The sequence below is a fragment of the Sporosarcina cascadiensis genome, assembly GCF_009650995.1.
GTDB classification, from domain to species: Bacteria; Bacillota; Bacilli; order Bacillales_A; family Planococcaceae; genus Sporosarcina; species Sporosarcina cascadiensis.
Genome location: NZ_WHVV01000012.1, coordinates 77,005 through 102,494, shown reverse-complemented (window position 1 = coordinate 102,494; position 25,490 = coordinate 77,005). Strand labels below are relative to the sequence as shown.

30 protein-coding genes and 1 riboswitch are annotated in these 25,490 nt (G+C 41.9%); of the genes, 8 read left to right on the top strand and 22 right to left on the bottom strand.

What is annotated here, in order from left to right:
• On the top strand, positions 1-825 hold an 825-nt coding region (locus GDZ68_RS13405), incomplete at its 5' end, for a transposase (protein WP_153722815.1).
• A gap of 135 nt (positions 826-960) precedes the next feature.
• On the opposite strand, the gene wrbA is transcribed toward GDZ68_RS13405, so the two are convergent.
• Positions 961-1,584 (bottom strand): NAD(P)H:quinone oxidoreductase, encoded by a 624-nt coding sequence (gene wrbA / locus GDZ68_RS13400; RefSeq protein ID WP_153722814.1) that lies wholly within the window; start codon positions 1,582-1,584, stop codon positions 961-963.
• 141 nt (positions 1,585-1,725) lie between these two features.
• Between wrbA and GDZ68_RS13395 the strand changes: the two genes are divergently transcribed.
• A complete protein-coding gene (locus GDZ68_RS13395) occupies positions 1,726-2,094 on the top strand; it encodes a hypothetical protein (RefSeq protein WP_153722813.1) in 369 nt (122 codons plus the stop codon).
• 146 nt (positions 2,095-2,240) lie between these two features.
• On the opposite strand, the gene GDZ68_RS13390 is transcribed toward GDZ68_RS13395, so the two are convergent.
• The gene (locus tag GDZ68_RS13390) at positions 2,241-2,972 is read right to left on the bottom strand and encodes an RpnC/YadD family protein (protein WP_153722812.1); all 732 of its coding nucleotides are present in this window, start codon (positions 2,970-2,972) and stop codon (positions 2,241-2,243) included.
• Between the two features lie 381 nt (positions 2,973-3,353).
• Complete coding sequence (locus GDZ68_RS13385; protein WP_153722811.1) at positions 3,354-4,256, bottom strand: LysR family transcriptional regulator; 903 nt, start codon at positions 4,254-4,256, stop codon at positions 3,354-3,356.
• Between the two features lie 123 nt (positions 4,257-4,379).
• Here GDZ68_RS13385 and GDZ68_RS13380 point away from each other — a divergent pair, with 123 nt between their 5' ends.
• From GDZ68_RS13380 to GDZ68_RS13370, 3 genes are all read left to right on the top strand, one after another.
• Entirely contained in the window at positions 4,380-5,084 is a 705-nt protein-coding gene (locus tag GDZ68_RS13380) for a YczE/YyaS/YitT family protein (protein ID WP_153722810.1), read from the top strand.
• A 61-nt stretch (positions 5,085-5,145) separates the two neighbouring features.
• Positions 5,146-5,246: riboswitch (purine riboswitch) on the top strand.
• Between the two features lie 110 nt (positions 5,247-5,356).
• Entirely contained in the window at positions 5,357-6,430 is a 1,074-nt protein-coding gene (locus tag GDZ68_RS13375; RefSeq protein WP_153722809.1) for an NCS2 family permease, read from the top strand.
• Between the two features lie 15 nt (positions 6,431-6,445).
• Positions 6,446-6,991, top strand: a complete 546-nt coding sequence (locus tag GDZ68_RS13370; protein ID WP_228551103.1) for a phosphoribosyltransferase family protein — start codon at positions 6,446-6,448, stop codon at positions 6,989-6,991.
• Between the two features lie 435 nt (positions 6,992-7,426).
• On the opposite strand, the gene GDZ68_RS13365 is transcribed toward GDZ68_RS13370, so the two are convergent.
• The 13 genes from GDZ68_RS13365 to garR form a co-directional block, all read right to left on the bottom strand.
• Entirely contained in the window at positions 7,427-8,014 is a 588-nt protein-coding gene (locus GDZ68_RS13365; protein ID WP_153722807.1) for a LysE family transporter, read from the bottom strand.
• A 137-nt stretch (positions 8,015-8,151) separates the two neighbouring features.
• Positions 8,152-9,057: a LysR family transcriptional regulator gene (locus GDZ68_RS13360; protein ID WP_153722806.1), complete on the bottom strand. Its 906-nt coding sequence runs from the start codon at positions 9,055-9,057 to the stop codon at positions 8,152-8,154.
• A gap of 176 nt (positions 9,058-9,233) precedes the next feature.
• On the bottom strand, positions 9,234-9,689 hold the full coding sequence (locus GDZ68_RS13355; protein WP_153722819.1) for an SRPBCC family protein: 456 nt from the start codon (positions 9,687-9,689) through the stop codon (positions 9,234-9,236).
• Between the two features lie 184 nt (positions 9,690-9,873).
• A complete protein-coding gene (locus tag GDZ68_RS13350) occupies positions 9,874-10,062 on the bottom strand; it encodes a DUF6440 family protein (protein WP_153722805.1) in 189 nt (62 codons plus the stop codon).
• Between the two features lie 23 nt (positions 10,063-10,085).
• Positions 10,086-10,871, bottom strand: coding sequence for an ASCH domain-containing protein (locus GDZ68_RS18220; RefSeq protein ID WP_153722804.1), 786 nt, complete (start codon positions 10,869-10,871; stop codon positions 10,086-10,088).
• A gap of 24 nt (positions 10,872-10,895) precedes the next feature.
• Positions 10,896-11,741: a metallophosphoesterase gene (locus GDZ68_RS13340; protein ID WP_376776807.1), complete on the bottom strand. Its 846-nt coding sequence runs from the start codon at positions 11,739-11,741 to the stop codon at positions 10,896-10,898.
• A gap of 7 nt (positions 11,742-11,748) precedes the next feature.
• Positions 11,749-12,504, bottom strand: a complete 756-nt coding sequence (locus GDZ68_RS13335) for a hypothetical protein (RefSeq protein ID WP_153722802.1) — start codon at positions 12,502-12,504, stop codon at positions 11,749-11,751.
• Complete coding sequence (locus tag GDZ68_RS13330; RefSeq protein ID WP_228551102.1) at positions 12,501-13,226, bottom strand: hypothetical protein; 726 nt, start codon at positions 13,224-13,226, stop codon at positions 12,501-12,503. Before GDZ68_RS13330 ends, GDZ68_RS13335 begins: the two co-directional genes overlap by 4 nt.
• 255 nt (positions 13,227-13,481) lie before the next feature.
• Positions 13,482-13,712 (bottom strand): hypothetical protein, encoded by a 231-nt coding sequence (locus GDZ68_RS13325; protein WP_153722800.1) that lies wholly within the window; start codon positions 13,710-13,712, stop codon positions 13,482-13,484.
• A 162-nt stretch (positions 13,713-13,874) separates the two neighbouring features.
• A complete protein-coding gene (glmS, locus tag GDZ68_RS13320) occupies positions 13,875-15,662 on the bottom strand; it encodes a glutamine--fructose-6-phosphate transaminase (isomerizing) (RefSeq protein ID WP_153722799.1) in 1,788 nt (595 codons plus the stop codon).
• A gap of 357 nt (positions 15,663-16,019) precedes the next feature.
• Positions 16,020-17,369 (bottom strand): GntP family permease, encoded by a 1,350-nt coding sequence (locus tag GDZ68_RS13315; protein WP_153722798.1) that lies wholly within the window; start codon positions 17,367-17,369, stop codon positions 16,020-16,022.
• Between the two features lie 9 nt (positions 17,370-17,378).
• Positions 17,379-18,788 (bottom strand): four-carbon acid sugar kinase family protein, encoded by a 1,410-nt coding sequence (locus GDZ68_RS13310; protein ID WP_153722797.1) that lies wholly within the window; start codon positions 18,786-18,788, stop codon positions 17,379-17,381.
• A 1-nt stretch (position 18,789) separates the two neighbouring features.
• A complete protein-coding gene (garR, locus tag GDZ68_RS13305; protein ID WP_153722796.1) occupies positions 18,790-19,683 on the bottom strand; it encodes a 2-hydroxy-3-oxopropionate reductase in 894 nt (297 codons plus the stop codon).
• Between the two features lie 152 nt (positions 19,684-19,835).
• Here garR and GDZ68_RS13300 point away from each other — a divergent pair, with 152 nt between their 5' ends.
• On the top strand, positions 19,836-20,447 hold the full coding sequence (locus GDZ68_RS13300; protein WP_153722795.1) for a GntR family transcriptional regulator: 612 nt from the start codon (positions 19,836-19,838) through the stop codon (positions 20,445-20,447).
• A 130-nt stretch (positions 20,448-20,577) separates the two neighbouring features.
• On the opposite strand, the gene GDZ68_RS13295 is transcribed toward GDZ68_RS13300, so the two are convergent.
• The 3 genes from GDZ68_RS13295 to GDZ68_RS13285 all read right to left on the bottom strand — a co-directional run bounded on the left by GDZ68_RS13295 (position 20,578) and on the right by GDZ68_RS13285 (position 22,807).
• Positions 20,578-21,114, bottom strand: a complete 537-nt coding sequence (locus GDZ68_RS13295) for an acyl-CoA thioesterase (protein WP_153722794.1) — start codon at positions 21,112-21,114, stop codon at positions 20,578-20,580.
• 152 nt (positions 21,115-21,266) lie between these two features.
• Positions 21,267-22,079, bottom strand: a complete 813-nt coding sequence (locus GDZ68_RS13290; RefSeq protein ID WP_153722793.1) for a Cof-type HAD-IIB family hydrolase — start codon at positions 22,077-22,079, stop codon at positions 21,267-21,269.
• Positions 22,080-22,096: 17 nt separating this feature from the next.
• Positions 22,097-22,807: an SDR family oxidoreductase gene (locus GDZ68_RS13285; RefSeq protein WP_153722792.1), complete on the bottom strand. Its 711-nt coding sequence runs from the start codon at positions 22,805-22,807 to the stop codon at positions 22,097-22,099.
• 108 nt (positions 22,808-22,915) lie between these two features.
• On the opposite strand from GDZ68_RS13285, the gene GDZ68_RS13280 reads away from it, so the two are divergent.
• Positions 22,916-23,665 carry an AAA family ATPase gene (locus GDZ68_RS13280; protein ID WP_153722791.1) on the top strand — a complete coding sequence of 250 codons (750 nt, stop codon included), beginning with the start codon at positions 22,916-22,918 and terminating at the stop codon, positions 23,663-23,665.
• A gap of 49 nt (positions 23,666-23,714) precedes the next feature.
• Here GDZ68_RS13280 and GDZ68_RS13275 read toward each other — a convergent pair whose 3' ends face one another.
• Positions 23,715-23,870 (bottom strand): hypothetical protein, encoded by a 156-nt coding sequence (locus GDZ68_RS13275; RefSeq protein ID WP_153722790.1) that lies wholly within the window; start codon positions 23,868-23,870, stop codon positions 23,715-23,717.
• A 129-nt stretch (positions 23,871-23,999) separates the two neighbouring features.
• Between GDZ68_RS13275 and GDZ68_RS13270 the strand changes: the two genes are divergently transcribed.
• The gene (locus tag GDZ68_RS13270) at positions 24,000-24,197 is read left to right on the top strand and encodes a hypothetical protein (protein WP_153722789.1); all 198 of its coding nucleotides are present in this window, start codon (positions 24,000-24,002) and stop codon (positions 24,195-24,197) included.
• 196 nt (positions 24,198-24,393) lie between these two features.
• Here GDZ68_RS13270 and GDZ68_RS13265 read toward each other — a convergent pair whose 3' ends face one another.
• Together GDZ68_RS13265 and GDZ68_RS13260 are read right to left on the bottom strand one after the other, a co-directional pair.
• Positions 24,394-24,909: a YcxB family protein gene (locus GDZ68_RS13265; protein WP_153722788.1), complete on the bottom strand. Its 516-nt coding sequence runs from the start codon at positions 24,907-24,909 to the stop codon at positions 24,394-24,396.
• Positions 24,899-25,486 (bottom strand): histidine phosphatase family protein, encoded by a 588-nt coding sequence (locus GDZ68_RS13260; protein ID WP_153722787.1) that lies wholly within the window; start codon positions 25,484-25,486, stop codon positions 24,899-24,901. Before GDZ68_RS13260 ends, GDZ68_RS13265 begins: the two co-directional genes overlap by 11 nt.
• Positions 25,487-25,490 lie beyond the last annotated feature (4 nt).

The following is a 25,490-nucleotide window of genomic DNA, read 5'->3' as shown; positions in this document are numbered from 1 at the left end:
GTAGCACAAATCCCTGCCGTAAAAGAGCGAGTCAATGTATTGAAAGAAATCATTGAGGACTATGAGAACCAATGGAGTTATTCTGACGATCCGGACGCACGACTTGGGCATAAATCAGCAGACTCCGCTTTCTTCGGCTACAAAACGCATATTGCGATGAGCGACGAACGAATTATCACAGCAGCCATCGTGACAACAGGCGAAAAAAGTGATGGACAATATCTTCCCGAATTACTCACGAAAAGTAAAGAGGCTGGCATGGAGGTCGAAACGGTGCTAGGCGATACAGCGTATTCAGGTAAAGACAATTTAGAATATGCCAAATTGGAGAAATTCCAATTGATCGCAAAGTTAAACCCTTCCGTTACCGATGGAAATGAAAGACGAGCAAACCAATTCGATTACAATAAGGATGCAGGAATGTTCGTTTGCCCGGCTGGACACCTGGCAACTCGGAAGGCACGAACAGGCAAAAAAAATCAGAAGAAGAATCAGAGTACCACATATTATTTTGATATTGAAAAATGTAAGGTATGCCCGATGCGTGAGGGATGTTATAAGGAAGGCGCAAAAAGTAAAACATACAGTGTGACGATCAAGTCGCTTGAACATGAAGAACAAGCCGCCTTTCAAGAGACGGAGGAATTTAAACGACTCGCCAAAAATCGTTATAAAATTGAAGCGAAAAATAGTGAATTGAAACATCCGCATGGCTTTAAAACAGCTAAATCAGCGGGTGTATTCGGCATGGAGGTACAAGGAGCCACCACCATATTTGCGGTGAACTTGAAACGAATTATCAAGCTGCTGAGCCAAAAAGAATAAAAACAGATCAAGAAACAGTCTACGTTCCATCAAAAATCAGATGGAACGTAGACTGTTTTCGTTTGAAGAGTAATATATTGAAAAAAAACGTAAGTTTTTCAGCACCCTCAGCGATCTGATTGGCTTTTTAGAGTTTTACTCATTCCAACGACTGTGGCCCTGCTTAATCCAGGAAGAAATCGTGACGGTTCGTGCACCCTGATATCTGACTGCATCTTCCACCTTTTCAATCATGTGATTTTCTGTGTCCACTGTCACACTTGCACCATACGGATTCCCGCCCGCTTCAAAAAGTGAAGGGTCTGAATATCCTGGCGCTGCAATAATTGCGCCCCAGTGCATCATCGTTGTATAGATTGCTTTAATCGTTGATTCCTGTCCGCCGTGAGGGTTATCTGCTGAAGACATTGCACTCACGACTTTATTAACCAATTTGCCTTTAGACCATATACCGCCGGTCATATCTAAAAACTGCTTCATCTGTGAAGGTACGTTACCGAATCTGGACGGCATACTGAATATAATTGCATCCGCCCATACCAGATCTTCAACTTTTGCAACAGGCACATCTTTCGTCGCTTCTACATGTGCCTTCCACGCTGGATTGGAATCGATTGCTTCTTCAGTTGCCAACTCTTCAACACGCAATACTTTAACTGCCGCGCCAGCTTGCCGGCCGCTTTCCGCTGCCCATTTCGCCATTTGATAATTCGTACCGGTCGCACTGTAATAAATTACCGCTAAATTCACACCAGCCATTGTTATATCACTCCTACAATACTTATCTACTGTTTATAGATACCCATTTACCGTCGATAACTAACATGCTGGCTATCTAACATGTATGAAGAGAAAATTACATAACATAAGGGAATGAGTTCTTTACAAGGAGGCTTAACAATGTACCGTCATCCTTATTTTCATCACCTTTTTTATCCTTTATGGGCATCCGTTCCCGCACAAGCTGTAAATGATACGGGACATTATCCACCCATTGATACGAGAAGGTTTCAATCTTCTGCCAATGAATTTCATCAGCTTCTAAAACAATCGGAATTATTGCTTACCCAGATTCAGCAGTCACCAGAATTCGCAAAAGAGCTAATGGAGGCTGCTCAGCAATCCAATCAAGCGAAAGTGGATCAACTGGTCGCGTCTGTTGATGAAACAATTACTGTTGAATGTCATTACACACCTGATGGGATTCAATTGAAGTATAGGGACAGGAAGGGTGTGTGCTGTGTGTTGACGATTGGACTTGGCTGGTGAAATAACGAGGGAGGTAACTTCCAATTACTTGTAAAAGTAAAATTTGCATATTATAGAATACGTAAAAGCTAGAGCACTATTTGTAAGCGCTCTAGCTTTGTCTATATATTGAAACAAAAATTTACTGGTTGCCTACTTACTTTATCTCACTGCAATTCGCTTTGTAATGCTTCAATTTCTTCTTTCGACAGCTGAGTAGCAGCGATAATCGCCTCTAATGCTAATTTTTGCTTCAGCAAATTGCGAGCAATACTTTTTCGCGCCTCCAGTATACCTTCTTCCCTGCCTTGTATCCTCTCCAAATCAAAGGCATTATATATTGTCGGCGAGGCGTTGTCCTTGTTATATAATTCCATAAGTTTTCTCTCCTCTCCAAGTAGCGGGTAAATAGATTGAAATAGCTGTTGCTCGAGTTCTTTCGGAAGCTTCAGTAAATAATCAACAAAATGCAAAACGGCCTGTACTGAAAGACGAGAATAGCTTTGATTTCGAATTAATTCTCGCATGAGCTGGCTTTTAAAAACATAACGCTTCTGTTCTTCATTATCTGTTTTATACAAGTATTTTGCCGCCAAAATAATTTTACTGAACAAGCTATCGGAATGACGCAGCATATCGTCATCATAATCAAATACTTTACAAATAGTATACTTATAATTAAGCGTTGTGCAAAAAAAATCATATTGAAAACTTTTCGGATAATTATTTTTATAAGGAGAAGTCATAATAGCCAAGGCCGCAATCTTCTTTTCATATCGATCAAAAATGCGATAGAAGTATTGGAACATACGTTTAGAAAAATCTTCTTCATTCACGCCTTGCACTTCAATATGAATAAGAATCCATTGTTCTCCTCCCTCTTTGAGATAAACTTTCACCAATTGGTCTGCTGATCGACGACCTTTTTTCCTATCAACAACTTCTTGAAATAATTCTTGCTGAAGAAAATCCGGTTTTTTGGTAAAGTCTACATGCTCATACAAGGAGCAATAAAAAGTAAAAAGTCTTCGAATAACTCACCAATAACTTTCTTTCATAGACCATCTTGATCCACTGTTCATTCAGCATAATCGGATGGTTTTTCCATGATATATAAGGCACCCATTTACACAGCTGCACCTTCCTCATATTGTTGAACCATGTACAAAACATTATTATCCCATTATTCAATTAAATCTAACACAAAGGAACGTATGTTTCAATAATTAAAAGATTTTTGTAATATCGATATTATGATGCCACAAAAGCCAGCGGTTATTTCAATTTTTTTGTCCTTTCTCATCAGCTAACAAATCCACCAATTCCCAGAATTGCGAAGCGGCTTTTGAAACCCTTTCGTCTTTTGTTTTGATCAAAACGGGCTCCACATGGAAATCAAACTGTTTTAATTCATAAATTTTCACTTGTTCCATCGGCACCGCGTATGCTACTCTCGGAATAATGGACAGACCCAGCCCCTTACTTACCATTGCAATTACGGTCGTCAAATCCTTACTTTCAAGCACGATCTCAGGTGTCACATCCTCTGCGTCAAAGGCCCTTAGAATGTTCTCATAATACGAATGCCCTTCCATTGCGCCAAGCATAATAAATGGATGGTTCGCGATTTCCTTAAATGTCACTTGATCGGATGAGAACACATTTCCCCACTCGCGCGGACTGACGACTACATATTCCTGTTTTTCCAATGCCTTCACAAAATAATCTTCACTGTGGTCTAAACGAAGCAATAGGGCAATTTCAATTTCTTTTCGATTCAGTTTTCTCAGCAGTTCTTCTGAATTACCCTTCTCAATACTGATTTTAACATTCGGAAATTTCTCCCGGTACATGCTGACATAGTCAACGAGCAAGCTCAAACAAGCCGACGAAACGCCAATCTTAAGAGTACCGGCACTGCCTTGTTCAATTTCTTCGATTTGCTGCTTAATATCTTCCATAGTGGACAGCAGTCTTTCTGCATATTGAAAGAGCACTTCTCCAGTTTCAGTGAGCTCCCATTTTTGACGGTAGCGGTGGATCAATACAGTCCCCAGTTCCGTCTCCAGTTTCTTCAATTGCTGACTGAGAGGCGGCTGCGCTATGTGAAGAACTTCTGCAGCTTTTGAAATACTTTCCTGATTTACGATTTCCCTAAAATAATGAAGCTGTCTAATATCCATGGTCATCACTCCATCATATCTTATTCATATGTCGTTACTATTTATTATATATTATTCATATCATTGTTTCCATGATAAAATGAGTCTATACAGTTTACGAAAGCAGAGGTTTTAACCCATTTTATGAAAATTATCACTAAGCGAGTTACCTTATATGTATTGGGGTTATTTTTATTATCTTTAGGCGTGAGCTTTTCCATTCAGGCAAGCCTCGGCGTATCTCCTGTATCTTCACTGGCTTATGCCATTTCATTATCAGCAGGACTCTCCATTGGTATCACTACAGTACTGGCAAATATCTTATTTATCATCTTTCAGGTTATCCTAAATAAACGAATCGAGTTACGGGAGTTCGGAGTACAATTACTCATTGTATTTTTATTTGGTTTTTTTATGGACGCAACATTAGCTTTCGTTCAGATAATTCCCGCGCCTGAAACCCTTTTGGCACGACTTGCTTTTTTGGGAATCAGTTTCTATATCATTTCGGTAGGTTTGCTGTTCTACTTCTCGGCGAAACTGACTTTAATGCCTTACGATGCGCTGACATATGTTATCAGCGACCGTTTCAAAATGAAATTCAGTAAAGCGAAAATCAGCAGCGATTTGCTGAATGTTGTCATTGCGGGTGTCGTCTGCTTAATTTTTATTCGATCGTTTGGTTCTATTGGGATCGGTACGATAGCTGCAGCCTATTTTATCGGGAAAATTCTCGGAAGATTGATGCCTCGTTTTCAAGAACCGCTGCAAAAATGGATCTTTCTTGAAAAGAAGAACCTGACAGCAGAAGAAAAAGAAGGAATCGAGCCTATTAAGATAGACTCTTGATTTTTAAATTCACATTTTTTTCACTTGTGCGAAGACGCTCAGTATGCTATTTTTATAGTCGAAAACAATATTCCATTACCCCTGTATAATCCTGATAATCTGGTTCGGGAGTCTCTACGGAACAACCTTAATTGTTCTACTATGGCTGGTACATTTCTTTTATTTACATGGGGGCATTCCAATTTATTTGGGATGCCCCTATCTTATTTTAGTTGTGGATCTTGTCTATTTTGTTGTTTCCGTATACGGCGGCGTAGGAAAAGGAGAACAAGATGGATATTTGGAAAGATATATTGGCAGCACTGAGCGGAGTATTGAATGCTTTGCCGCAAGGTCTGCTGGCACTGACGTTCGGCTTTGCATCCATACCTACAGCGCTTGCGTTTATGGTCGGAGCTTTCGGAAATGCAGCTACAAGCAATGTAGCAGTAATTTCCTACCAAGCAGAAACCATCACATTGGCTGGTACGATGGGGAAAAATATGAGAGAGCGCCTCTCCATGATTTTTTTCGGGGCTGCCATTCTATTTTTGATCGGACTCTTCGGTATTTTGGAATCCGTCATTGATTGGATTGGGCCTGTCATTACGACAGGTATGATGGCAGGAGTGGGACTGATGCTGTCTAAAGTAGCCTGGGATATGGCAAAAGCAGATCGTATCGTAGGTCTGACTTCCATGTTTAGCGCATTGATCGTCTATTTTGCAACGAAGGATTTAGTCTACACGATTACTGCATCCGTTATCTTATCGAGTATCGTCTACGCATTTATGAAGACAAAGAATCGGGCAATTACGGAGCGTCCTGCAGTGAAAGAAGGATTTCATTTACAAAAGTTGCTGGTTAATCCCGCGGTTATACGCGGAGCACTTGCAATGGTTTGCTTGAATATCGGGGCGAATATTGCATTTGGTAAAATTAATGGAGAAATCGCCGGAGCAGATGTTAACGTTGACGTCATCACGATGATCAGCAGTTTAGCGGATATGGTATCCTCCCTGTTTGGCGGTGCTCCCGTTGAGATCGTCATTTCCGCTACAGCCAGCGCCCCGCATGCCGTCTGGTCGGGCATCTTGATGATGGTATTAATGGCCATCGTTTTAGTTACAGGGCTGCTGCCTAAAATCGGAAAGTTTGTACCGAGCGCTTCAATTGCCGGTTTTTTATTCGTACTCGGTGCGATTGTCACTTTACCGGGAAATGCGATTATGGCTTTGACTGGTGAAGGCGCTGAAAATGGCATCGTCGGCGGCATTACGATGGTCGTCACTGCTATTACGGATCCGTTTCTTGGCATGCTGTCCGGAATCATTGTACAATTTCTAATGAATCTGTTTGGATTTTAATGGAGGATGAATGAATTGAAAACCTATACACTTGAAGTGGCTTCGTTAACAAGAGAACTTCCGATCATACCGATTTCCGATTCACTGAGCATCGCGAGCTTTGTTCTTCTGGGCGATACAGAGATGGTATGTATGGCAGCGCCTGAACTGGCAAAAAAGTTACCAGCCGTTGATGTACTCATTACAGCGGAAGCAAAAGGGATTCCCTTTGTCCATGAGTTATCCAAACATCTGAGCATGCCCCGCTATATCGTGGCCAGGAAATCTGTTAAAGCCTACATGGAAGACCCGCTGATTACTAAAGTGAATTCCATCACCACGCAAAAAGAACAGTTTCTTTGCCTTGACCGACTCGACGCGGAATTCATTAAAGGAAAACGCGTCGCATTGATTGACGACGTAATCAGCTCAGGTGAATCCCTGCGCGCCCTTGCAGAACTCGTGGATAGTGCGGGTGCTAATATCGTGGCAAAAGCTGCTATTTTAGCAGAAGGCGATGCTGCCGACCGTGAAGATATTATCTTCCTTGAGAAGCTGCCGTTATTTCCAATTGAAAAGTAAGCAGTTGAAGTTAGCCTGATTGAAGAACAGAGTTCGGTTGACGGGAAAAAACTGCTGGCATCCCGTGAAATAACAAGCAATTCAGCATGTTATTCAGAAAACGGATTGAAAACAAAAAAAGACAGAAAAACGCGCAGACTTTTGAGCCTGTGCGTTTTTATTTGTCCTATTTCCAAATAAAAAATTTGCAGTATTTGTTTTACAAATGACTGTGATTACATTTACTTATCAGAACTATTTCCACATAGTTTAAGCAATCCGAACTGTAAAGAGTTCGATTGGCCGTATCTCTTTATTCCTAAAACCGGCCCGATTACGGAAGACCCAATTTCAAGATAGTCTTGTTCCAATTTTAATGTTCTTTCACTTATTGTCCTCATTAATTTAAAGACTTCAACAAATATGTGTCAATCCCGTTTAGATTAACGCAACCCGTCACAGTAATAAAAGTGCAACCGCACATTGCAAAAGTAATAACGCCAATATAATATTTATTACTCGATAATGTTTGAAATATGTCTTTTGTAATAACCCGCCGAAAAATATCCAAGTCAGGGTAGCAATCGTACCTACTGTCGCAATAATCATTTCAAAGAATAAAAGCGTCCCCAGTGATGAGTAATAAGGTGTAATATATCCTGTTAATGCGGTAATTCCAAATAAAAATATTTTTACATTAACAATTTGCAGGACAAAGCCAATCCAAAAAGAGGGCTGTTTGTCAGACTTTTTATTGTCAGGCTTACTGATTGCAACCCCATAGGCAAGCCATAAAATATAAATAACTCCCGCATATGTAAGTACTTTCATAATTGGATTTATTAAGTTGTCTAATCCAAAAATAAAGAAGGCACATAACGCTTGTACAAAAAAATAACCGACAAAGATCCCGAAGTATAAAGGCTTTCCTTTTTTCCATCCATAATTCGTCATCGTATTTAATGCCAGAATATTACCCGGACCCGGTGTAAAAGCATTTATTAGTGCGTAGATAACAAATGAAAACAATACTTGAATTCCCATACAACATTCACTCTCCAATATAAATCATCAACATCCATAATTATAAGGGAGTTTCGCTGATATAGCATAATACTTAAAAGCCATATCCTGATATAACTAAAAGTTATAGCAAACTGAATGGGAAAACAAATTTTCATTTATAATTCCTGTTCAACCTTTTTTAATGCGTCCACATATATTTCACCAAGTCGCGATAACGTGACATCTCTATGCTGTATTATTCCTACACGTATAAGTTCATCTACATTAAGGGGAACAGCAATAATATCATCCCCATGAAGATACTTAGGAAAAACTCCCGAAGAAATGGTGTAACCGTCGAGACCAATCATAAAATTTACAATAGCTGCCCTATCACTTACTTTGATGCTTTTCTTCACACTTCTTGTACTTAAAATTTCTTCTGAAAAGTAAAAGGAATTGTATTCTCCTTGTTCAAAAGAAAGGCATGGGTATTCATCTAACTCATCCAAATTAATCGATTCTTTGTTGGACAATGAATGTCTTTTACTTATAAATACATATGGTTTTGCAGTAAATAGTTCTGAAAAGGTTAAGTTTCTTTCTTTTAACAGTTTTAATAATACAGATTCATTATAATTACTTAAATAGATTATTCCTAACTCACTTCGTAGATTTTTCACATCTTCAATAATTTCATAAGTTTTCGATTCTCGAAGTATAAACTCATATTCAGAAGCCCCAAATTCTTTTACAAGTTCCACAAAAGCATTGGCTGCAAAAGTATAATGCTGGGTTGAAACACAAAAGTGCTGCTTAGCTGGTTCTTCACTTAAATATTTTTCTTCAAGCATATTAAACTGTTGTAATACCTGTCTGGCATAACCTAGAAATTCCGAACCTTTATTAGTAACAGTAACTCCTCTATTCGTTCGAATGAATAGAGGAATTTTAATTTCCTTTTCTAATTCATTAATCGCTTTCGATAATCTTGGTTGGGAGATGTATAAACTTTTTGCCGCTTCATTTATCGATCCCTTACTCGCTACTTCCAATACATACTTTAATTGTTGTAAATTCAAACTGAACGCCACCTTTTCAAAGCACTTTCAAAATTACGCTAAAACAGAAAAAATGAATCTATATTTACATCGTTTCAGCAGTAATTTGAACACTTTTTCCACCTCAAAAAAACTCCAGTAATTTCACTCAATTACAGCATAGAACCTATTCCTTTTCACGCTCGTAATTGAACAAACTAATTAGCGCTCTCCGCAATTCTTGTCAATTCTTTACCACGGGAGATTATAAAGTCTCTCATATACTTTTCCAAAAATAACTTATCTGCGATAAATCCAATTGGTCCAAATGGAGACTTGTAATCAAATATATCAATCATTACTGTCCCGTCTTTCTTTTCCTCAAATTGATGGGTATGTGTAAAGCATTTAAAAGCACCTTTTACCATAACATCAACAAAAACTGTGTGTTTTTCCATATGAATGACTTTTGCTGTTAACCTTTGTTTAATACCAAAGTGAGTAGCTTCCCACGTGACGATATCTCCCTTTTCTAGCAGCCCTTTCGTAACTCCGCCAATTGCTTTTTCTTTAGTTTCAGCAGTAGTTTCCATATGTACATCTACGTTTCTTGCAAGGTCAAAACATAATTCTATTGGGGCGTGGATAAATTGCTTATGCTTAATAACAGGCATATGATTTACCATGCGCCTTACCAAGATCATTCCATTCCGCCACGCCATGTCCGATCTGCCCTATAGCAGCCATACTATACAGCCTCCCTAATTTCTGCCGTGAATACTATCGGCTGCGCTACATTTTGTATAAATGAAGCGATGCCGGTCTCCCTTAAAATGAACCGGCATCCGTCTTTCCTACTCACAATTTCGATTCTATATATTCATCGTCCAGCAATGGTTTCCCTTCCTGATCGACCAGGGCAGTCAGCCCGAGTCCATATCCTGCGCTGTGAGACATATATAGAACGCCGGTCTGATTATCCCTGATAACTTGAAACACTTCCAGCTTTCCTTGTTTTTCTACCACTTCAAACCGTTTGCCGTTCATTGCTTCACGCCCCTTCCACTAGACTAATTTTGATAAACCAATTTGAATCTCTCACAGACCACAGGAATATTGTCATGAAATTCCCCGTTGACACTTTTCAGTTCTCTTTCAAAGAAATCTTGATGGACTTCCCTCCAGTAACGCAATGAACAATCGCCTTCCCCTTCCGAATGCGCATGCTCCTCCGTCACTTCATCAAACGGAATCACTTCAACTGATGTCGTTACGACCACAGCGACTGCCTGTCCTTCCCCGTTCAGAATAATATTGTGCAGACCGACATGCGCCAGCGGCTCGTTTTCCAGTTCATACAACAGATAATTCGAAGCGGTACCTGTCTTTTTACCTGTCAATACCAGCTCCGCCAGCTCATCTGCCATCTCTTTTGAATCTCCGAAAGCCCACGCTTCGTAACTCCCTGGTGCCTCGGGATTGCCAGCTTTGAATTTCTCCCACATTCGAACGACCGATTCATTGCTCAAATATTCCTGCCATGCAGTAATTCCGCCTTCCAGCAAGACCACATCATATTCTTTTTCAGAAAGGATGCTGGCACACTTTGCTGCTGAATTGCCGGTGGTACAGGTTATAATCAGCTCTTTATTCCGAGGCATTTCGGAAATATTATGTTCTGTCCCGTCTTCTATCTTGAAAATTTCTGTTTTAGGGATATTCATTCCTTTTATGCTTGATCCCGAAATGTGAAAATCATTATATTTTTCTGCAGCGCGCACATCCACCAGTACAAGCTCTTCTTGCGCATTCATTTTACTGTATAATTCTTCAGGCGTGATTCTGTTAATTGTCATTTTTAGTTCTCCCCGCTTTCAAATTCATCTATCTTCTTCTGTGGACAGCGTGACCGCCACAATCTCCGGCCGGTTGAATAACCGCATCGGGATAATACTGTTCCCAAGCCCTCTGCTGACCACCATCATGGTTTGATCCAATTCATGCTTTCCGGCCGTATACTCCGGCAATAAACCTTGATTTGGTGCAGCCAGTCCGCCGATAAAAGGAATTCTAACCTGTCCCCCATGTGCATGTCCGGCAAAAACTATATTGAAATCAGACTTTGCATAGAGAGAAAGCATCTCTGGACGATGAGACAGCAGAATAGTAAAGCTGTCTTTCTCCAGCCCGTCAATCGACTTCGCGATATCCGCTTCTGCCGTCTCTCTTTCTGCACGGCTTCCGTCATGGGCCGGGTCATCAATTCCAGCAATAAAAATTTTGTCATTTCCCTTTTCCAATACTTCATGCTCATTTCGTAAAATCTGCACCCCTATATCTTCCAATGAACTCTCCAGCGAACTGAACGCACCCGACCACCATTCATGGTTGCCTGATACATAATATACAGGTGCAGCGTCCGTCAATTCTTTCATTAAAATCAGGCTCGCCTCGTCCCCTGTTCTATTAGAATCAATAAGATCACCAGTATATACGATAACATCTGGCTGTAGCTTTTTAATTTTCCGCACCAGTCTCTGCTGATTTTCCCCGAAACTTTTATTGTGCAGATCAGACAGATGCACAATTTTGTATTGGTCAAAGCTTTCGGGAATATGGGAAGAACTGATTTCAGTTTGAGTTATTGTGATTGAATTATTTTGAAACCAAATGAAATATGCCAATACGGCAAGCACAGCGGCTGTATAGAGTACTTTTCTCTTCATCATCTCATCATTCCCTATCTGGCAGCTCCAGCTGATCTTCGCTGTAAATGAGCATGTAATCCACTGGATTGTTCCTGGCAGAATAGCTGGTATTATTCATTATACTCGTTGGAAACGCTTCGTTGCCTGAGCCATCTTTGGCGATCCAGCTAAAATAGACTTCCTGTTCCGGAAACATGTGATCAAAAAATAAGTTCGGCTTCCTCGCTCCACTGACATTAACATAGGCATCCAGAACTTTCACGCCACCGTCAGGCAATGGCATTAATCCATATGGCTGATCCTGAAGTAAAACAGTCCACTCCATTTGCACTCCTGGCTCATACGTTTCCTTTTCTTCAGACATCCAGTGGCTCCGATCCCTAAGCATATATAACTGAATTGCGCTCAGCTTTTCAGCAGGTGAGATGTTCCAAACAAAATGATAGCTGGAAGGATCTTGCGGTTCCACTTTCCACACTTTTGGCTCTCCGCCCAGATCGATATGCGCCACTTGCCATTTATGCTTTTTCCAAGTCCAATAACTCAAACCATACATTTGTTTTTCTGAAATGAAAGGTACGGCAACATGGCGGTCATCTGCATGAATCTTATCCTGAATGACTTCTACTGCAGCTTGCGGGAATATCTGGTTCATTTCATTGATCAATTGATTATCTTCCGGAAAAGCGGCAGGCTCTGCGAGATAAAACCAGTAAAATGAGCTGAGTGACACTACAAGCAGCAAGCCCATCGAAAACATCCATATTTTCTTTTTTGTCATCGGCGGTCTCCACCCGTAATGAATGATTCACTCGAACGGAAATACAGCTGACGTGCTGATGTGGTTACCAACATCCCTTTTCTGTCATCCTCTATAAAAATCATAGGCTGCATGCCGCTTCCCCGCTTCGGATGAGTGCCATTCAGAAAATAAGGAAATCGTTCGCTTCTTTTAGATGCTTCCGTCTCCAAATAGAACCTTGTATACCATTCGTCATTCATCACTTTTTCGCTCTTCATTACATCCAGTTGTTTCAAAAACTTCTCTGGCTGAAACTGCTGTCCCTCTTTAGCGGCAGGATGAATTGAAATCAGCGATGCACCCTCGGTCTCTGTTATATAAGTGGACAGTTGTTCCTTTGGATAAACCCATTGGTGGAAGGGAACAGAAAGCAGCGCCATTGCCAAAAAGATATAATTTGCCCAAAAACCGAGCCAGGCAAAACTCCTGTAACGCTCCCACTGGCCTTCCTTATTTTTCATAAAGAAGTATAAGATCCACAGACCTAACGGCAATATCGCCAGCTTCAGCGGCATATCAAACCAATTCATATCGATTGAAAATGAAAACAGGCCGGCAATCCAAACCAGAGGGACTGCCCACAGCCCCGGTTTAACGTTCTGCTTCATATAGATTCTAACAGCAATGAAAATGATAACAGTATAAGATAGGACGGACGCTATGAATTTAATCCAATTAAAACTGAAATCTGTTTCGATCATGTACACCTCTTCATTAAAATTATTAGAAAATGCTATTTCTCCTTATTATAGACTGTGAGTGTTCACGGCAACAACTAGAAATGAGATATTCTCCAATGATTAAGACTTCTTCATCTGGGATCATTCAATTTTAACTCACTAAAAATGGCCAAAACAAAAAGGCTGCTGACACAGCAACCTTTTTGTCTGATAAATGATATTTTGCACATAGTTTATTCTAATGTACATTCGGCAGTTTCGAGCAGCTAATAAAAATCACTTCCAAGAAACTTGTGATGGATGGCATTTAAACCAGCCGAGCCACTCTGACAATGCACAGCCTGCTTCGAATCCAGTTTGTCCACTTTTCCAATCACTGCCCAAGGAAGTTGATCCAATTCCTGAGCTCGCGGATGCTGCCTCCGCAGTATTTACAGTGGAGTTGGCGCCAATTGCCAAAACGCCAGCCATGAGCAATGCTGCTGCAAATCGACCTGTCTTCTTCAACTGAATCAATTCCCTTCTGTAGTACTGTTTGATTTATTAATTAAATATTTAATAAACCTTTTGTATTTATTCCCAGTAAGTAAACTTGTTAAACATTTCGTGATTTATCCAACTAAAAGACCAAATAATCGATCTCCATACATACACTCCGCTCTTATTCTCTCACTCCACTGTGACACTCTTCGCTAAATTCCTTGGCTGATCCACATCACACCCGCGCTGTAACGCGGCATAATAGCTGATCAACTGAAACGGAACCACAGCAACCAGCGGTGTCAGCAACTCATGGACATGAGGCAGCACGAAACGATCTCCTTCTTCTTGAATTCCTTCCATAGAAAAAATGCTTGTTTTGGCGCCTCTGGCCGTAACTTCTTTCACATTCCCCCGTATATTTGGACTGACATCATGCTGTGTTGCCAAAGCAAATACAGGCGTTTCTTCTTCAATTAAGGCAATCGTACCATGCTTCAATTCACCACCTGCAAACCCTTCCGCTTGTATATAGGAGATTTCTTTCAATTTCAGCGCGCCTTCCAAGCTGACATAAAAATCAAGATTTCGACCGATGAAGAAAGCATTGCGTGTTTCTGTCAAGGTCTCTTCCACGATTTTCTCCATCTCTTCTTTTGAATCAAGTACAGTTTGAATCGCATTTGCAGCGATAGACAGTTCTTTCTTCAAATCAAAACTTTTCTCACTGCATACAAAGGCGCTGATCGCAAGAACCGCCACTTGTGCCGCATAGGCTTTTGTGGAAGCGACCGCAATTTCTGGACCCGCGTGCAGCAGTAAAGTGTAATCAGATTCCCTTGATAAAGTCGAGCCCTGCACATTCGTCATGGTAACCGTCGGATAGCCAAGCGCTTTTACTTTCACCAATACTTGTCGGCTGTCGGCTGTTTCACCGGATTGTGTGATGAATAAAAATAGTGGTTTCTTCGATAACAGCGGCATATTGTAGCCAAACTCACTGGAAATATGAACTTCTACGGGGATACCCGCAAGCTTCTCAAAGTATTGTTTACCGACTAATCCGGCATGATAGCTTGTCCCGGCTGCGATGATATAAAGCCGGTCAGACTTTTGAATAACCTGCAAAATCTTCGGATCGATCGCAAGTCTGCCACTTTCATTGGAATAAGCATCGACGATTTTACGAATAACTGTCGGCTGTTCGTCCATTTCTTTCAGCATATAATGCGGATACGTCCCTTTTTCCAAGTCACTTTGATCAAACTGCACTGTGTAAGGCGCGCGTTCAATCCGTTCTCCATCCAGTTTGCATATTTCTAACCCATCTTTTCGCAATAAAACGATCTCTTCATCATACAGTTCAATAAACTGATCCGTCACTTGCAGCATGGCCATCGCATCTGAGGCAACTACCCGGCAATCCGCTCCGACCCCGACTAATAATGGACTTCGATTTTTCGCAACGTACAATGTATCTGGATCCTGTTCATCCAGCATAGCAATCGCATAAGACCCATGAAGTAACGTTAACGCTTCGCGAAAAGCAACTTCCGTTGAGGCTTTTTCATTTGATAACTTCTCAATCAATTGCACAATCACTTCTGTATCCGTATCCGATGCCATCTTGACGCCCTGTAAAAAGTCACGCTGCACCTGAAGATAGTTTTCAATCACTCCGTTATGCACGAGTGTGAACCGCCCTGACTGACTTTGATGAGGATGTGAATTTTTGCGGTCAGGCACGCCATGTGTTGCCCAGCGGGTATGGCCGATGCCGGCAGTTGACTGCACGTCCAACTCTACTGCTTTTGAAAGATCTGCTATCCGGCCTTTCTCCTTAAAAACGACTGTGCCTTGGCCTGTCTGCAGTGCGATGCCTGCCGAGTCATATCCCCTGTACTCTAATTTCTTCAATCCTTCCAATAAAGTAGCTGTTGCCTGCTGTTCACCGATATATCCCGTAATTCCGCACATATAATTCCCTCCAAATGAAAAACGTCAAAAACACTTCACCCTGGAAGTGTTTCTCCGCTTATTCGTATGTTTGCCTTCTTGATCCTTTGGCTATACAGTCTCCTGTATCTTTTAGGATTCAAGATTTCAATCGGGCAACAGCGATCGGGAGGCATCCGCCGAACATTTCGATACTCCTCCACCTCGTCTGCGAGAGATTATGATTCTGATTTCTCCGGCTCTGGCGCTTTTATTGTTTTCCTCGTTTAACGTACATTTCATTCCTCCTTCTGCACTTTGCTATCATACAGAAACATGTTTTTATTTGTCAATGCAAAAAAGCAAGCCGCTCAACAAAGAGTGACTTGCGATTTTTTGTTATAATCCCGGTAAAAATCCGCTTAGTAAATCCAGCAGATACACCATGCCAAGCGCTGATAGTCCTGCGATAAATCCACCAATTGACCAGGCCTGAATCGTTTGTGGAATCGTTAGGCGTCCAAATTTATTGACAACCCAGAAACCAGAATCATTCGGCAGTGATAACCCGATGGCTCCGGCACAAATGGCCAGCCCAAGCAAAATGGGAGAGACGCCGAGTTCTGCTGTCATGGGTCCGAGTATCGAAGACGTGGTGACAAGTGCAACAGTCGCTGATCCGAGTGAAGCACGTAAAATTTGAGAAAAAATGAATGCCAGGACAAGTACCGGAATACTCCAGCCCTGCATCGTCTCAATCAAATAATCGCCGATGCCGCTTTGATTGATGACCGCACCGAAGGCACCGCCTGCACCGGTAACGAGAATAATCATTCCTGCAGAATTGATCGCTTCATCATATAACGTATTGTACGGCACATGAATATATGGTTTCAGCACAATCAATGCAACGATCACACTGATTAAAAGTGCAACGTTCTTATCTCCAATGAAACCCAGAATTCTAGATGCCGTTCCCTCTTCCAGCCATAAATCTGTAACGGTGTTTAATAGAATCAAAATAATTGGAAGTCCCAGCATGAAGAATGACAGGCCTGTTGAGATTTCTTTTTGTCCTTCCACTTTCTCAGGAACCACAATATCATCTTCCAGTTCTTCAGGCGTTGTTTTAATCCGTTTCCCAATGAATGTTCCGTAAAAATAACCGCCGATCATTGTAGCAGGAATTGCACAGATTATGCCATAAAAGATAAACAGGCCGAGGTCTGCCCCTGTATTTTCTGCTACAACAAGCGGTCCCGGTGTCGGTGCAATCATACTGTGTGAAACGATCAGACCTACGCCGAGAGCTGTCACAAACGTTACAATAGATATCCCTGTGCGTCTGGCTAAACTTTTTACCAATCCGCTCAAAATAACAAAAGCTGCATCGAAAAATACAGGAATGGAAACGGCGATTCCTGTTAAAGAAAGACCTGCTGCCGAACGTTTTATACCGAATACCCGCAGGACAGCTTCCGCAATTTTCTCAATTGCTCCCGAAACACCTAAGAACTGACCAAAAATAACTCCCAGGCCAATCAAGATCCCGACACCGATCAGCGTGTTACCAAACCCTGTCGTAATAACGCCCGGGATATCCGCCAGCGGAAAACCAAGCACCAGTGCCGTCACAAATGCTACGATAATTAACGTCACAAACGGCTCGATTTTCAATTTTAAAATCATGAAAAACAACGCTGCCAATGACAGCAGAAAAATAATAATGAGCATATTTCCTTCTACCATGCCGTCACCTCAATCCCTATTTAGTAAAATTTCCGCAACGTTGCGCAATGTATCCGACTCTCCAACGTTTCCGGGGAAAATAATATAGGGAATGCCTGGAAAACGGCTTTCTTCCCCTGTTTTCCAGACAGGTATTCCTGGAGCAATCTGGCCCGCCACCTCAGCCTTTTTCACTGCCAGCCCTTTTGTTCCTACGTCACTTGACGTAATACCGCCTTTTGCCAGGACAAATGCAGGCTGAGGATCACAGTGTTGTACAAATTGAGTAACTGCTGCTGAAATTTTCACAGATAAAGCCAGCTCTTCTTCTTGCCTTCCTGCTCCTAAATCAATACGACTGCGCGAAGTGTAAACGCAAACTGTAATGCCTTCCGCAACCTTCTTATTGATTCGCTGCTGGACACGTTCTATCTCTTCATCAAACTGGCCGTTATCCACTACAAGCTGACAATTGAATTCAATAAAATCAATTGAATCCAATGCTTGCAGTTCTTTCAACTGATCTGTCGTCTTTTGTACATGTGAGCCGATTAAGATTAAGCCGCCTGTTGCGGATTCTTGCTTCATAAGCTCTTCCGCTGTTAAGTAAGGACGGGAGGAAATGTCACCGATTACTTTTGTAAATGAGGCGGCAGTACGGAATAAAAAGTGCCTGCCGCGCTGCAGCACGCGAATCAGAGCAATAGTAAAGACTTTCAGATCTTCTTCACTCACTGCATTGACAACCATTTTTCCGAACTGTTCAAGACGCATTAATTTCTCTTCAATTGATGCAAAATCCAGTGCACGCAACTCTTCCAATGAAATCGACAGCACCGAATTTGCAGGGTACTCATTATTTGTTTTCTCCGCAATATAATCCTTCAGATTGCTTTTCGTAAAGCCGAACATCCGGTCTTTGGCAAATTCCGTCTCGCCTGCAGGTATATAGCGGCCTTCTTGCTTCACATAATGTACATCATCAATCGTTTCCCTGCCGCCTTCTTTAAAGAACGGTATTAAGATTTCTCCGTTCACTTCATATTCCCGTTCCAACGTTTCTTTAAGAACTTCTGTTTCAAGAGGGAAATGTCCGCGAAGGGTAGAATCACTTCGGCTGATGAGCACAAAATCCTGATTCATTTTTTTAGAGACTGCTGCGATTCTTTCACCAATCTGCTTGTGAACTTTAGTCGTTTCTTCAACAGAGAATGCCCGTGAATTCGTTAAAAGGAAAACAAGCTGACGCGGCTCCTGAAACATCGCCTGTATAGTTTCCAAAGACCAATCCGTATAAACCGGTACACCATGGACGGTCTGAACACCGGTCGGGTCATCATCAAGTACAATGATTTTCTGCTCAAATGAAGCACGTTCTATTTCCCATAGGCTCTGAAGCTTCCCATCGTATGAAGGAAGTTGTTCAATACGCTTCTGCAATTCATTTCCCTCCTTGCGGTACTTCGAAGTTCGCTAGTTTTTCGTAGTACTGAATTAAACCGACATGATCATCTGCCGCCTTGCCGTCTGTTTTCAAGGCATGGAACATTTCCAATACATCTGTTGTCAGCGGCATCGGCACACCGATATCATGACCGGCTTTTACCACATTCGTCAGATCTTTCATGTTAATATCAATCCGTCCGCCAGCCTGGAAATTTCGCTCCAGTATAAGCGGAATTTTTGCATCCAGCACCGTGCTACCGGCCAGTCCTCCACGGATCGCTTCATACATTTTTTCAATATTAACGCCTGATTTCGAAGCGAGAACTACCGCTTCCGACATGGCTGCAATCGTTACATTCACTAAGATTTGATTGGCTAATTTTACAGTGGAGCCGCTGCCGTGACCTCCGACATGTGTGACATCTGCCGCCATTGATTGGAGAACAGGCAGCGCCTCATGCAGTGCGGACTCTTCCCCTCCGGCCATGATGGCCAATGTGCCGTCAATCGCTTTCGGCTCACCTCCGCTGACAGGTGCATCGATAAATCGCACATTGACTTCTTTTAGCTGATCCGCGCAATAGATGGAGTCTGAAGGTGAAACAGAACTCATATCAATGACGATAGCATTTGGCTTTAATACACCCGCTATACCGTTCTGTCCGAATAATACGTCACGTACAATCGCTGCATTCGGCAGCATCGTAATGACCACGTCACTTCCTTCGGCAGCCTCTTTTGGAGAAACCGCTTCCACAGCCCCTGCATTTTTTGCGGCTTTTCGTGCTTCTTCATTCAAATCAAATGCTTTTACTTCAAATCCTGCTTCTATTATATGTAAGACCATTGGACGGCCCATGATTCCTAACCCGACAAATCCTACTTTCATGTTGGATCACTCCTCTTTTGTAATTACCAATGAACGTGTATATTATACAATAAGTTTTCTGACTTGTATACAATTACCCGATTAATGAATACGATTACACAATTGGAGGTATTCTCTTGTATACTGTTTATAAGAAACGGAGGAGACAGGCAATGGAAATAACTTCACGCAGTGCACAACTAATAGCTTACGAAACAATACGGGAGAAAATTATTACTGGTATGTACCCTGGAGGGATGAAATTAGTAGAAGTGCAGCTGGCTGAAGAGATCGGCGTAAGCCGCACCCCTGTTCGTGAAGCGATCCGCCGTTTGGAACAGGAGGGTTTAATAAAACGCAAGAAAGTAATTAAACCAAGTGAAAAAGACTTGCGCCATATGTTTCAGATGCGCACCCTGATTGAAAGTTATGCAGCAAAAATGGCGGCTTCCTATATGACCGGAGAACGTATTGCGAACTTGCGAAGTTCCATTCAACTTGCACAGACGAGTGAGACGGATGGTACCGTGAAGGCGAATAAAGAGTTTCACGATCTCATCGTTCAAGAATGTCGAAATCCCATCATGATAGATACCGTCGATAAAATGCAGGCAATCATTTATCTATTCAGTAAAACTGTTGTCATTCATGAGCGTCCCTTATTGATTGAAGAACATATCAAAATTTGCGATGCAATTGAACAGCGACAACCTGAATTAGCAAGTAAGTTAATGGAAGAACATTTAAAAGCTGACCTGGAATTCACTCTTACTATTGTAGAATGAAAAAAGATAGGTATCCTCCAAAAAGAAACAGAGAACATCCTATCTATCTTCAGTATGTACAATCGCTTAACTTTTTATACACGTTGAATAAAAAAATCCCAGTCAACTATTTTACTGTTGACTGGGATTTTTATGCATTCACCTGTACAGGTTCATGCCATGGATAATTATTCGTCAAAACGGTGGCCAAGTCTTTACTTTGCTGTTTTCTCATCTTACGGATTTCAGCGCGCTGCGGAGCAGTTTCGTGCAAGTACTTTTCTTCTTCCGTCACTGGAATGACTTGCGGAACAGCCAGCGGCTTCTTATTCTCGTCCAGCGCAACAAAAGTCAGCAAAGAGGTGGCTGCGATTTTACAATCACCCGTCGCCAAGTCTTCTGCAATAACCTTCACAAAAATCTCCATTGAAGATTTCCCGGTCCACGTTACGTAGGATTCAAAGCAAACAGAATCAGAAGGACGGATCGGATGCAGAAAATCTACAGAATCCATTGAAGCTGTAACACAATCAGCCCGGCTGTGACGCGCCGCAGAAATAGATGCGATCTGGTCTATATCGCTCATTAAACGCCCGCCGAACAACGTATTATGATTGTTGACGTCATTGGGGAAAATCCTGCTCGTTCTCACAACTCTTGATTCCCGGCATTGCTTTTCACGTTTCATTCTAAATGGAGCCTCCCTGGTTGTATGCCAACCTACCGCCATATGTAGATTGAGTAATTGAATATCTCTTGAATTTGTATATCAACTAAACATACAGGGTGTTCACATAATTGTCAAGAATGAGATTTGCAGATTTTAATGAAGTATGTTACTTATTTCTTGCTTCTTTGAAGTGAAGGCACTTCATCCTCTTCCAGCAGACCAACTTTCATTAACCCTTTTAAGATCCCATCATCATCACAGGAATCAGTGATCAGATCAGCGACTTCCTTTAACTCAGAAATAGCGTTATCCATCGCAATCCCCGTGCCAACAGTCTCGATCATCTGCAAATCATTCAGTCCGTCTCCGAATGCATAGCTGTTTTCGACCGGGATATCCAAATGTTCCAGCATCTTTTGAATACCGATCGCTTTTGAAGCGCCCGCCGGCAACATATCCACTGACGTTTTATCCCATCTGATAAACGTATGGTCACCAAACAGCTTGATATACTCTTCCGTTTCTTCTTCCGGACAATAAAGTTGTACTTGATTGACATCCGAATCAATAAAGATTTTGCTGTCGACCGGTGGATAAGGGATCTTTAACCGAGCTGTACTATCCGTAATTAAAGGATGCTCTGATGCATTGGAAACGAATGTATCGAACGTGGAATACGTCAGTCCATGGCCTTTTTCATTCGCCATTTCCGTCAGTTTCACCATATCTTCCTGTTTCATAGGATTTGAGAAGATTTCATTTCCTTCACAGACTACATGCTGTCCGTTCATCGACACATATGAATCAAATGACAGTTCATCCAGCAGCCGTTCAAACATCAGCGGCGCACGCCCTGTGCAAATGGCCGTGTAAACTCCTTTATTCTGCAATGCTTTTAAGGCATGCTTCGTTGACTCCAATACTTTTTTGTCGCGAGTAAATAATGTACCATCCAAATCAAAGAACACAATTTTCTTTTCCAATGAACAGATCTCCTTCCTTAAACAGGCCTCACAGTAATTTCATTTACATTCACATAGTCGGGCTGTGTCACTGCGTATACGACCGCTTTGGCAATATCTTCCGCTTCCAATTTCTTTCTGTCTGAAACGCCTGAACTTAAACGGGTATCCACCATTCCCGGTGAGATATTTGTGACACGCACGCCCGTCCGAGCAAGTTCTTTTTCCAATCCAGTCGAAATAGCACGTACAGCAAATTTAGTGGCACTGTAGACTGTACTCTTCTTCGTCGCTTCAAACCCGGACACAGAGGCAATATTAATAATATGACCGCTAGCACGTTCTGTCATGCCCGGAAGTACAGCGTCTATTCCGTACAGCACTCCTTTAATATTAACGTCTATCATGCGCTCCCACTGTTCCACTTCTCTGTCGCGTACAGAAGCTGACAGCATCTGACCTGCATTATTGACGTATATATCAACTGCACCGAATTCCTCTTCAGCACGGTTCACTAATGATCTCACTTCAGCTTCACAGGCAACATCGGTTACTGCAGCAAGTGCTTTTCCGTTACCGTTGCTTTTGATTGCCTGCATAACTTCCTCGAGCTTTTCTGCACGGCGGGCTGCTAAGACAACATTTGCTCCTTCACTCGCCAATTCTTTTGCGATGGCAGCTCCAATTCCGCTGCTCGCCCCCGTTACAATTGCAGTCTTTCCTGCTAATAAATAATTATTTTCTTCCATTTCAACCCGCTCCCTTTCACATGTTACAATTAGTCTAACAATTTACGGGACAATGTGCTGTGAAGTTGCTTATCAGCTGAAACCGAATCTTCAAAAGGAGTGAAATGCGTGCTGAATAAACAGTTTTTAAAAGGTCTGCGCTTAAAACGTGCGGCCGTTCCTTCATTTGATGTGTACCCGTTTGACTTGCCCAGCATACGGACACTGGATGAGTTGGATTTCCATCCGAAAGTGACGTTCTTTGTCGGTGAAAACGGTATGGGGAAGTCAACACTGCTGGAGGGTGCGGCCGTCGCTGCCGGATTTAATCCGGAAGGCGGTTCTTTGAACTTTAATTTTTCCACCTATGATTCGCATTCTGTACTCGAAGAATATATTACGATGATCAAAGGTGTGAGCAGGCCGACTGACGGATTTTTCTTGCGTGCCGAGACTTTCTATAACCTGGCGACAACAATCGAGGAGCTGGACAGTGCGCCCGGACCAAGTCCGCGAATTATTGACGGCTTCGGCGGCGTATCTTTGCATGAACAATCCCATGGGGAATCTTTTTGGGCAACTTTCGTTCACCGGTTCAGAGGGAACGGAGTCTACTTATTGGATGAGCCCGAGGCTGCGCTCTCGCCAATGCGCCAGCTTGCCATGCTGAGCCGTATTCATGATCTGGCAGGTGAAGGCTCGCAATTCATTATCGCTACACATTCGCCGATTTTATTGGCTTATCCAGAAGCAAAAATTGTTGAATTTACGGAGGCAGGTGCGCAAATCACCACCTTGGAAGAAACGAGTCATTATCAAATCATGAAACAATTTTTTGATGATAAAGACCGGATGCTGCATCATTTATTCAATGAATAAGCAATGTAAAAAAAGCGATTATTTCCGGGGAAATAATCGCTTTTTGTCTTTATTCCTTATTTTGCTTCTTTACTTCTTCCCTGGCTTCTTTCTTTATCTCATCTACTTGTTTTTCTGCTTCTCTTGCCGCATCATTTGCTACTTCAGACGGCATTTTATCCTTCTCATTTTGATTTCCTGATTGGTCCGCATAGCTTTTTGTCATTAGTTGCACTCCTGTCTGTTATTTTGTGTGTATTATTCCCTAAGTAAGAATATTAAAACCTTGCTCATGAAAAATCATTTAGTTTTTCATGCTACAATAAGGGGACAAAATAAGAGAGGTGGAGTCGCATTGCCGAAGAAATTAGCTATCTATTTAGTCATGCTGGCAGTCGGTTTTACATTTTTGATTCTAGCAATCATGCTGGACCTTCCTGATATAGTGAAGTGGCTGTTTTTAGGGATTGCAGTAATTTTAAATGTCACCAGCGCAATTGCCGCAATGAGGATCGGCTTACGTGAAATGAAACCAGACATAAACAAACGATAAATGGTATCCTGACGAATCATGTGTTTTTCCAGACTCAATAAGACAAATACACGACTCATTGAGTGCTTGTTACGGAATGTTTTCAAGACGTTAAAGCAACGCAATCAAGAAGACCGCCGTTTCAACTGCAAAATTGTTTATTTGCAAGAATCATTGCAGTATTTCATTCTTAAAATATCGCCGTTTGGGGAAATAATCAGTTTTTCTCCAAACGTTTCTCTATGTATGATTTCAAACCTTCAACAGAATACAGGTCACGTTTAGGTAAAATATAGGCACTGACAGTACTCGTGTACATATAAATGTAATCAGCGTCTTCAATTAATCGCTTTACACCAGGCCATTGAATGTTCGTTTCACCAACGGACGTGGTGTCTCTTACTCCCGCTTTATTCAGCTTCATCTTGTGCTCACCAACTAATCCGTCGTTCTTCCCTTCCTTCAGCATCTTTCTTACCTGCCTTGTTATATGGAAGTAGAAATACTTCGGATATAAAATTACCCATGCAATTGCTGTCACTGCAAACGTTGCAAACAACGGCCCCTTTGCCATATCTGTAAATAACGACAGGAAATAAGCAAACAATAAAAAGATCAAGGGGGAAATATACCGCTGCCACTGCAATGAATTTTTTCCGACTTTGGTATTTTTCACATGATATAAATTAAAAGCAACTACATCTTCTTCCGTCAATTCATACTCAATCTCCATTAGCTCCTCCCGTTAAATGCGCTGTACAATTCAGCAGCGTACATGTTTTATTTTCCACTTCTATTACAGTCAGCGATGTATTTTCAATCGTCACTGCATATTGTTCATCTTCCAATAACACCGCAATCATCCGCTTAATAAAACTGCCATGGCTAACCACGAGAATCCGTTTTCCCGGATTGATACGGATCTGCTCTTCTACAAACGCCAGCCCTCTGGCAACCACACTATCCGCGGATTCAAACTGCATATCAAGCCCACGCCAGCCGGGTCCCCATTTCTGCACACGTTCTTGTTCTGTGGTTCCTTCAATGAGCCCGCTGCTTCTTTCCCGCACGCGGCTATCTTCTTCGACTGACACATCCGGCATTCGAGAGGCGATCAGTTCCGCTGTATGCTTTGCACGGTTCATCGGGCTTGTGAAAATCATATCCCACTGTTGATCAGCCAGACGATTCGCCAGTTTTTCTGCCGACTCTATACCTTCCTCATTTAATGGAACGTTTGAGCTTCCCTGCACCCTTCCTTCCTTATTCCAAGCTGTCTGTCCATGCCGTATGAATCCAATTGTCGTCACTTAT

Excerpts from the sequence above, each read along its gene's own strand:
- GDZ68_RS13265 (WP_153722788.1), bottom strand. The coding sequence starts at position 24,909 with ATGGAGATTGAGTATGAATTGACGGAAGAAGATGTAGTTGCTTTTAAT.
- GDZ68_RS13285 (WP_153722792.1), bottom strand. The coding sequence starts at position 22,807 with ATGGAAGAAAATAATTATTTATTAGCAGGAAAGACTGCAATTGTAACG.
- GDZ68_RS13375 (WP_153722809.1), top strand. The coding sequence starts at position 5,357 with ATGGATATTTGGAAAGATATATTGGCAGCACTGAGCGGAGTATTGAAT.
- GDZ68_RS13340 (WP_376776807.1), bottom strand. The coding sequence starts at position 11,741 with ATGAAGAGAAAAGTACTCTATACAGCCGCTGTGCTTGCCGTATTGGCA.
- garR (WP_153722796.1), bottom strand. The coding sequence starts at position 19,683 with ATGAAAGTAGGATTTGTCGGGTTAGGAATCATGGGCCGTCCAATGGTC.
- GDZ68_RS13315 (WP_153722798.1), bottom strand. The coding sequence starts at position 17,369 with ATGGTAGAAGGAAATATGCTCATTATTATTTTTCTGCTGTCATTGGCA.
- wrbA (WP_153722814.1), bottom strand. The coding sequence starts at position 1,584 with ATGGCTGGTGTGAATTTAGCGGTAATTTATTACAGTGCGACCGGTACG.
- GDZ68_RS13350 (WP_153722805.1), bottom strand. The coding sequence starts at position 10,062 with ATGAACGGCAAACGGTTTGAAGTGGTAGAAAAACAAGGAAAGCTGGAA.
- GDZ68_RS13295 (WP_153722794.1), bottom strand. The coding sequence starts at position 21,114 with ATGAAACGTGAAAAGCAATGCCGGGAATCAAGAGTTGTGAGAACGAGC.
- GDZ68_RS13330 (WP_228551102.1), bottom strand. The coding sequence starts at position 13,226 with ATGATCGAAACAGATTTCAGTTTTAATTGGATTAAATTCATAGCGTCC.
- GDZ68_RS13380 (WP_153722810.1), top strand. The coding sequence starts at position 4,380 with ATGAAAATTATCACTAAGCGAGTTACCTTATATGTATTGGGGTTATTT.
- GDZ68_RS13355 (WP_153722819.1), bottom strand. The coding sequence starts at position 9,689 with ATGCCTGTTATTAAGCATAAGCAATTTATCCACGCCCCAATAGAATTA.
- GDZ68_RS18220 (WP_153722804.1), bottom strand. The coding sequence starts at position 10,871 with ATGACAATTAACAGAATCACGCCTGAAGAATTATACAGTAAAATGAAT.
- GDZ68_RS13385 (WP_153722811.1), bottom strand. The coding sequence starts at position 4,256 with ATGGATATTAGACAGCTTCATTATTTTAGGGAAATCGTAAATCAGGAA.
- glmS (WP_153722799.1), bottom strand. The coding sequence starts at position 15,662 with ATGTGCGGAATTACGGGATATATCGGTGAACAGCAGGCAACAGCTACT.
- GDZ68_RS13395 (WP_153722813.1), top strand. The coding sequence starts at position 1,726 with ATGTACCGTCATCCTTATTTTCATCACCTTTTTTATCCTTTATGGGCA.
- GDZ68_RS13335 (WP_153722802.1), bottom strand. The coding sequence starts at position 12,504 with ATGACAAAAAAGAAAATATGGATGTTTTCGATGGGCTTGCTGCTTGTA.
- GDZ68_RS13275 (WP_153722790.1), bottom strand. The coding sequence starts at position 23,870 with ATGACAAAAAGCTATGCGGACCAATCAGGAAATCAAAATGAGAAGGAT.
- GDZ68_RS13300 (WP_153722795.1), top strand. The coding sequence starts at position 19,836 with ATGGAAATAACTTCACGCAGTGCACAACTAATAGCTTACGAAACAATA.
- GDZ68_RS13365 (WP_153722807.1), bottom strand. The coding sequence starts at position 8,014 with ATGGGAATTCAAGTATTGTTTTCATTTGTTATCTACGCACTAATAAAT.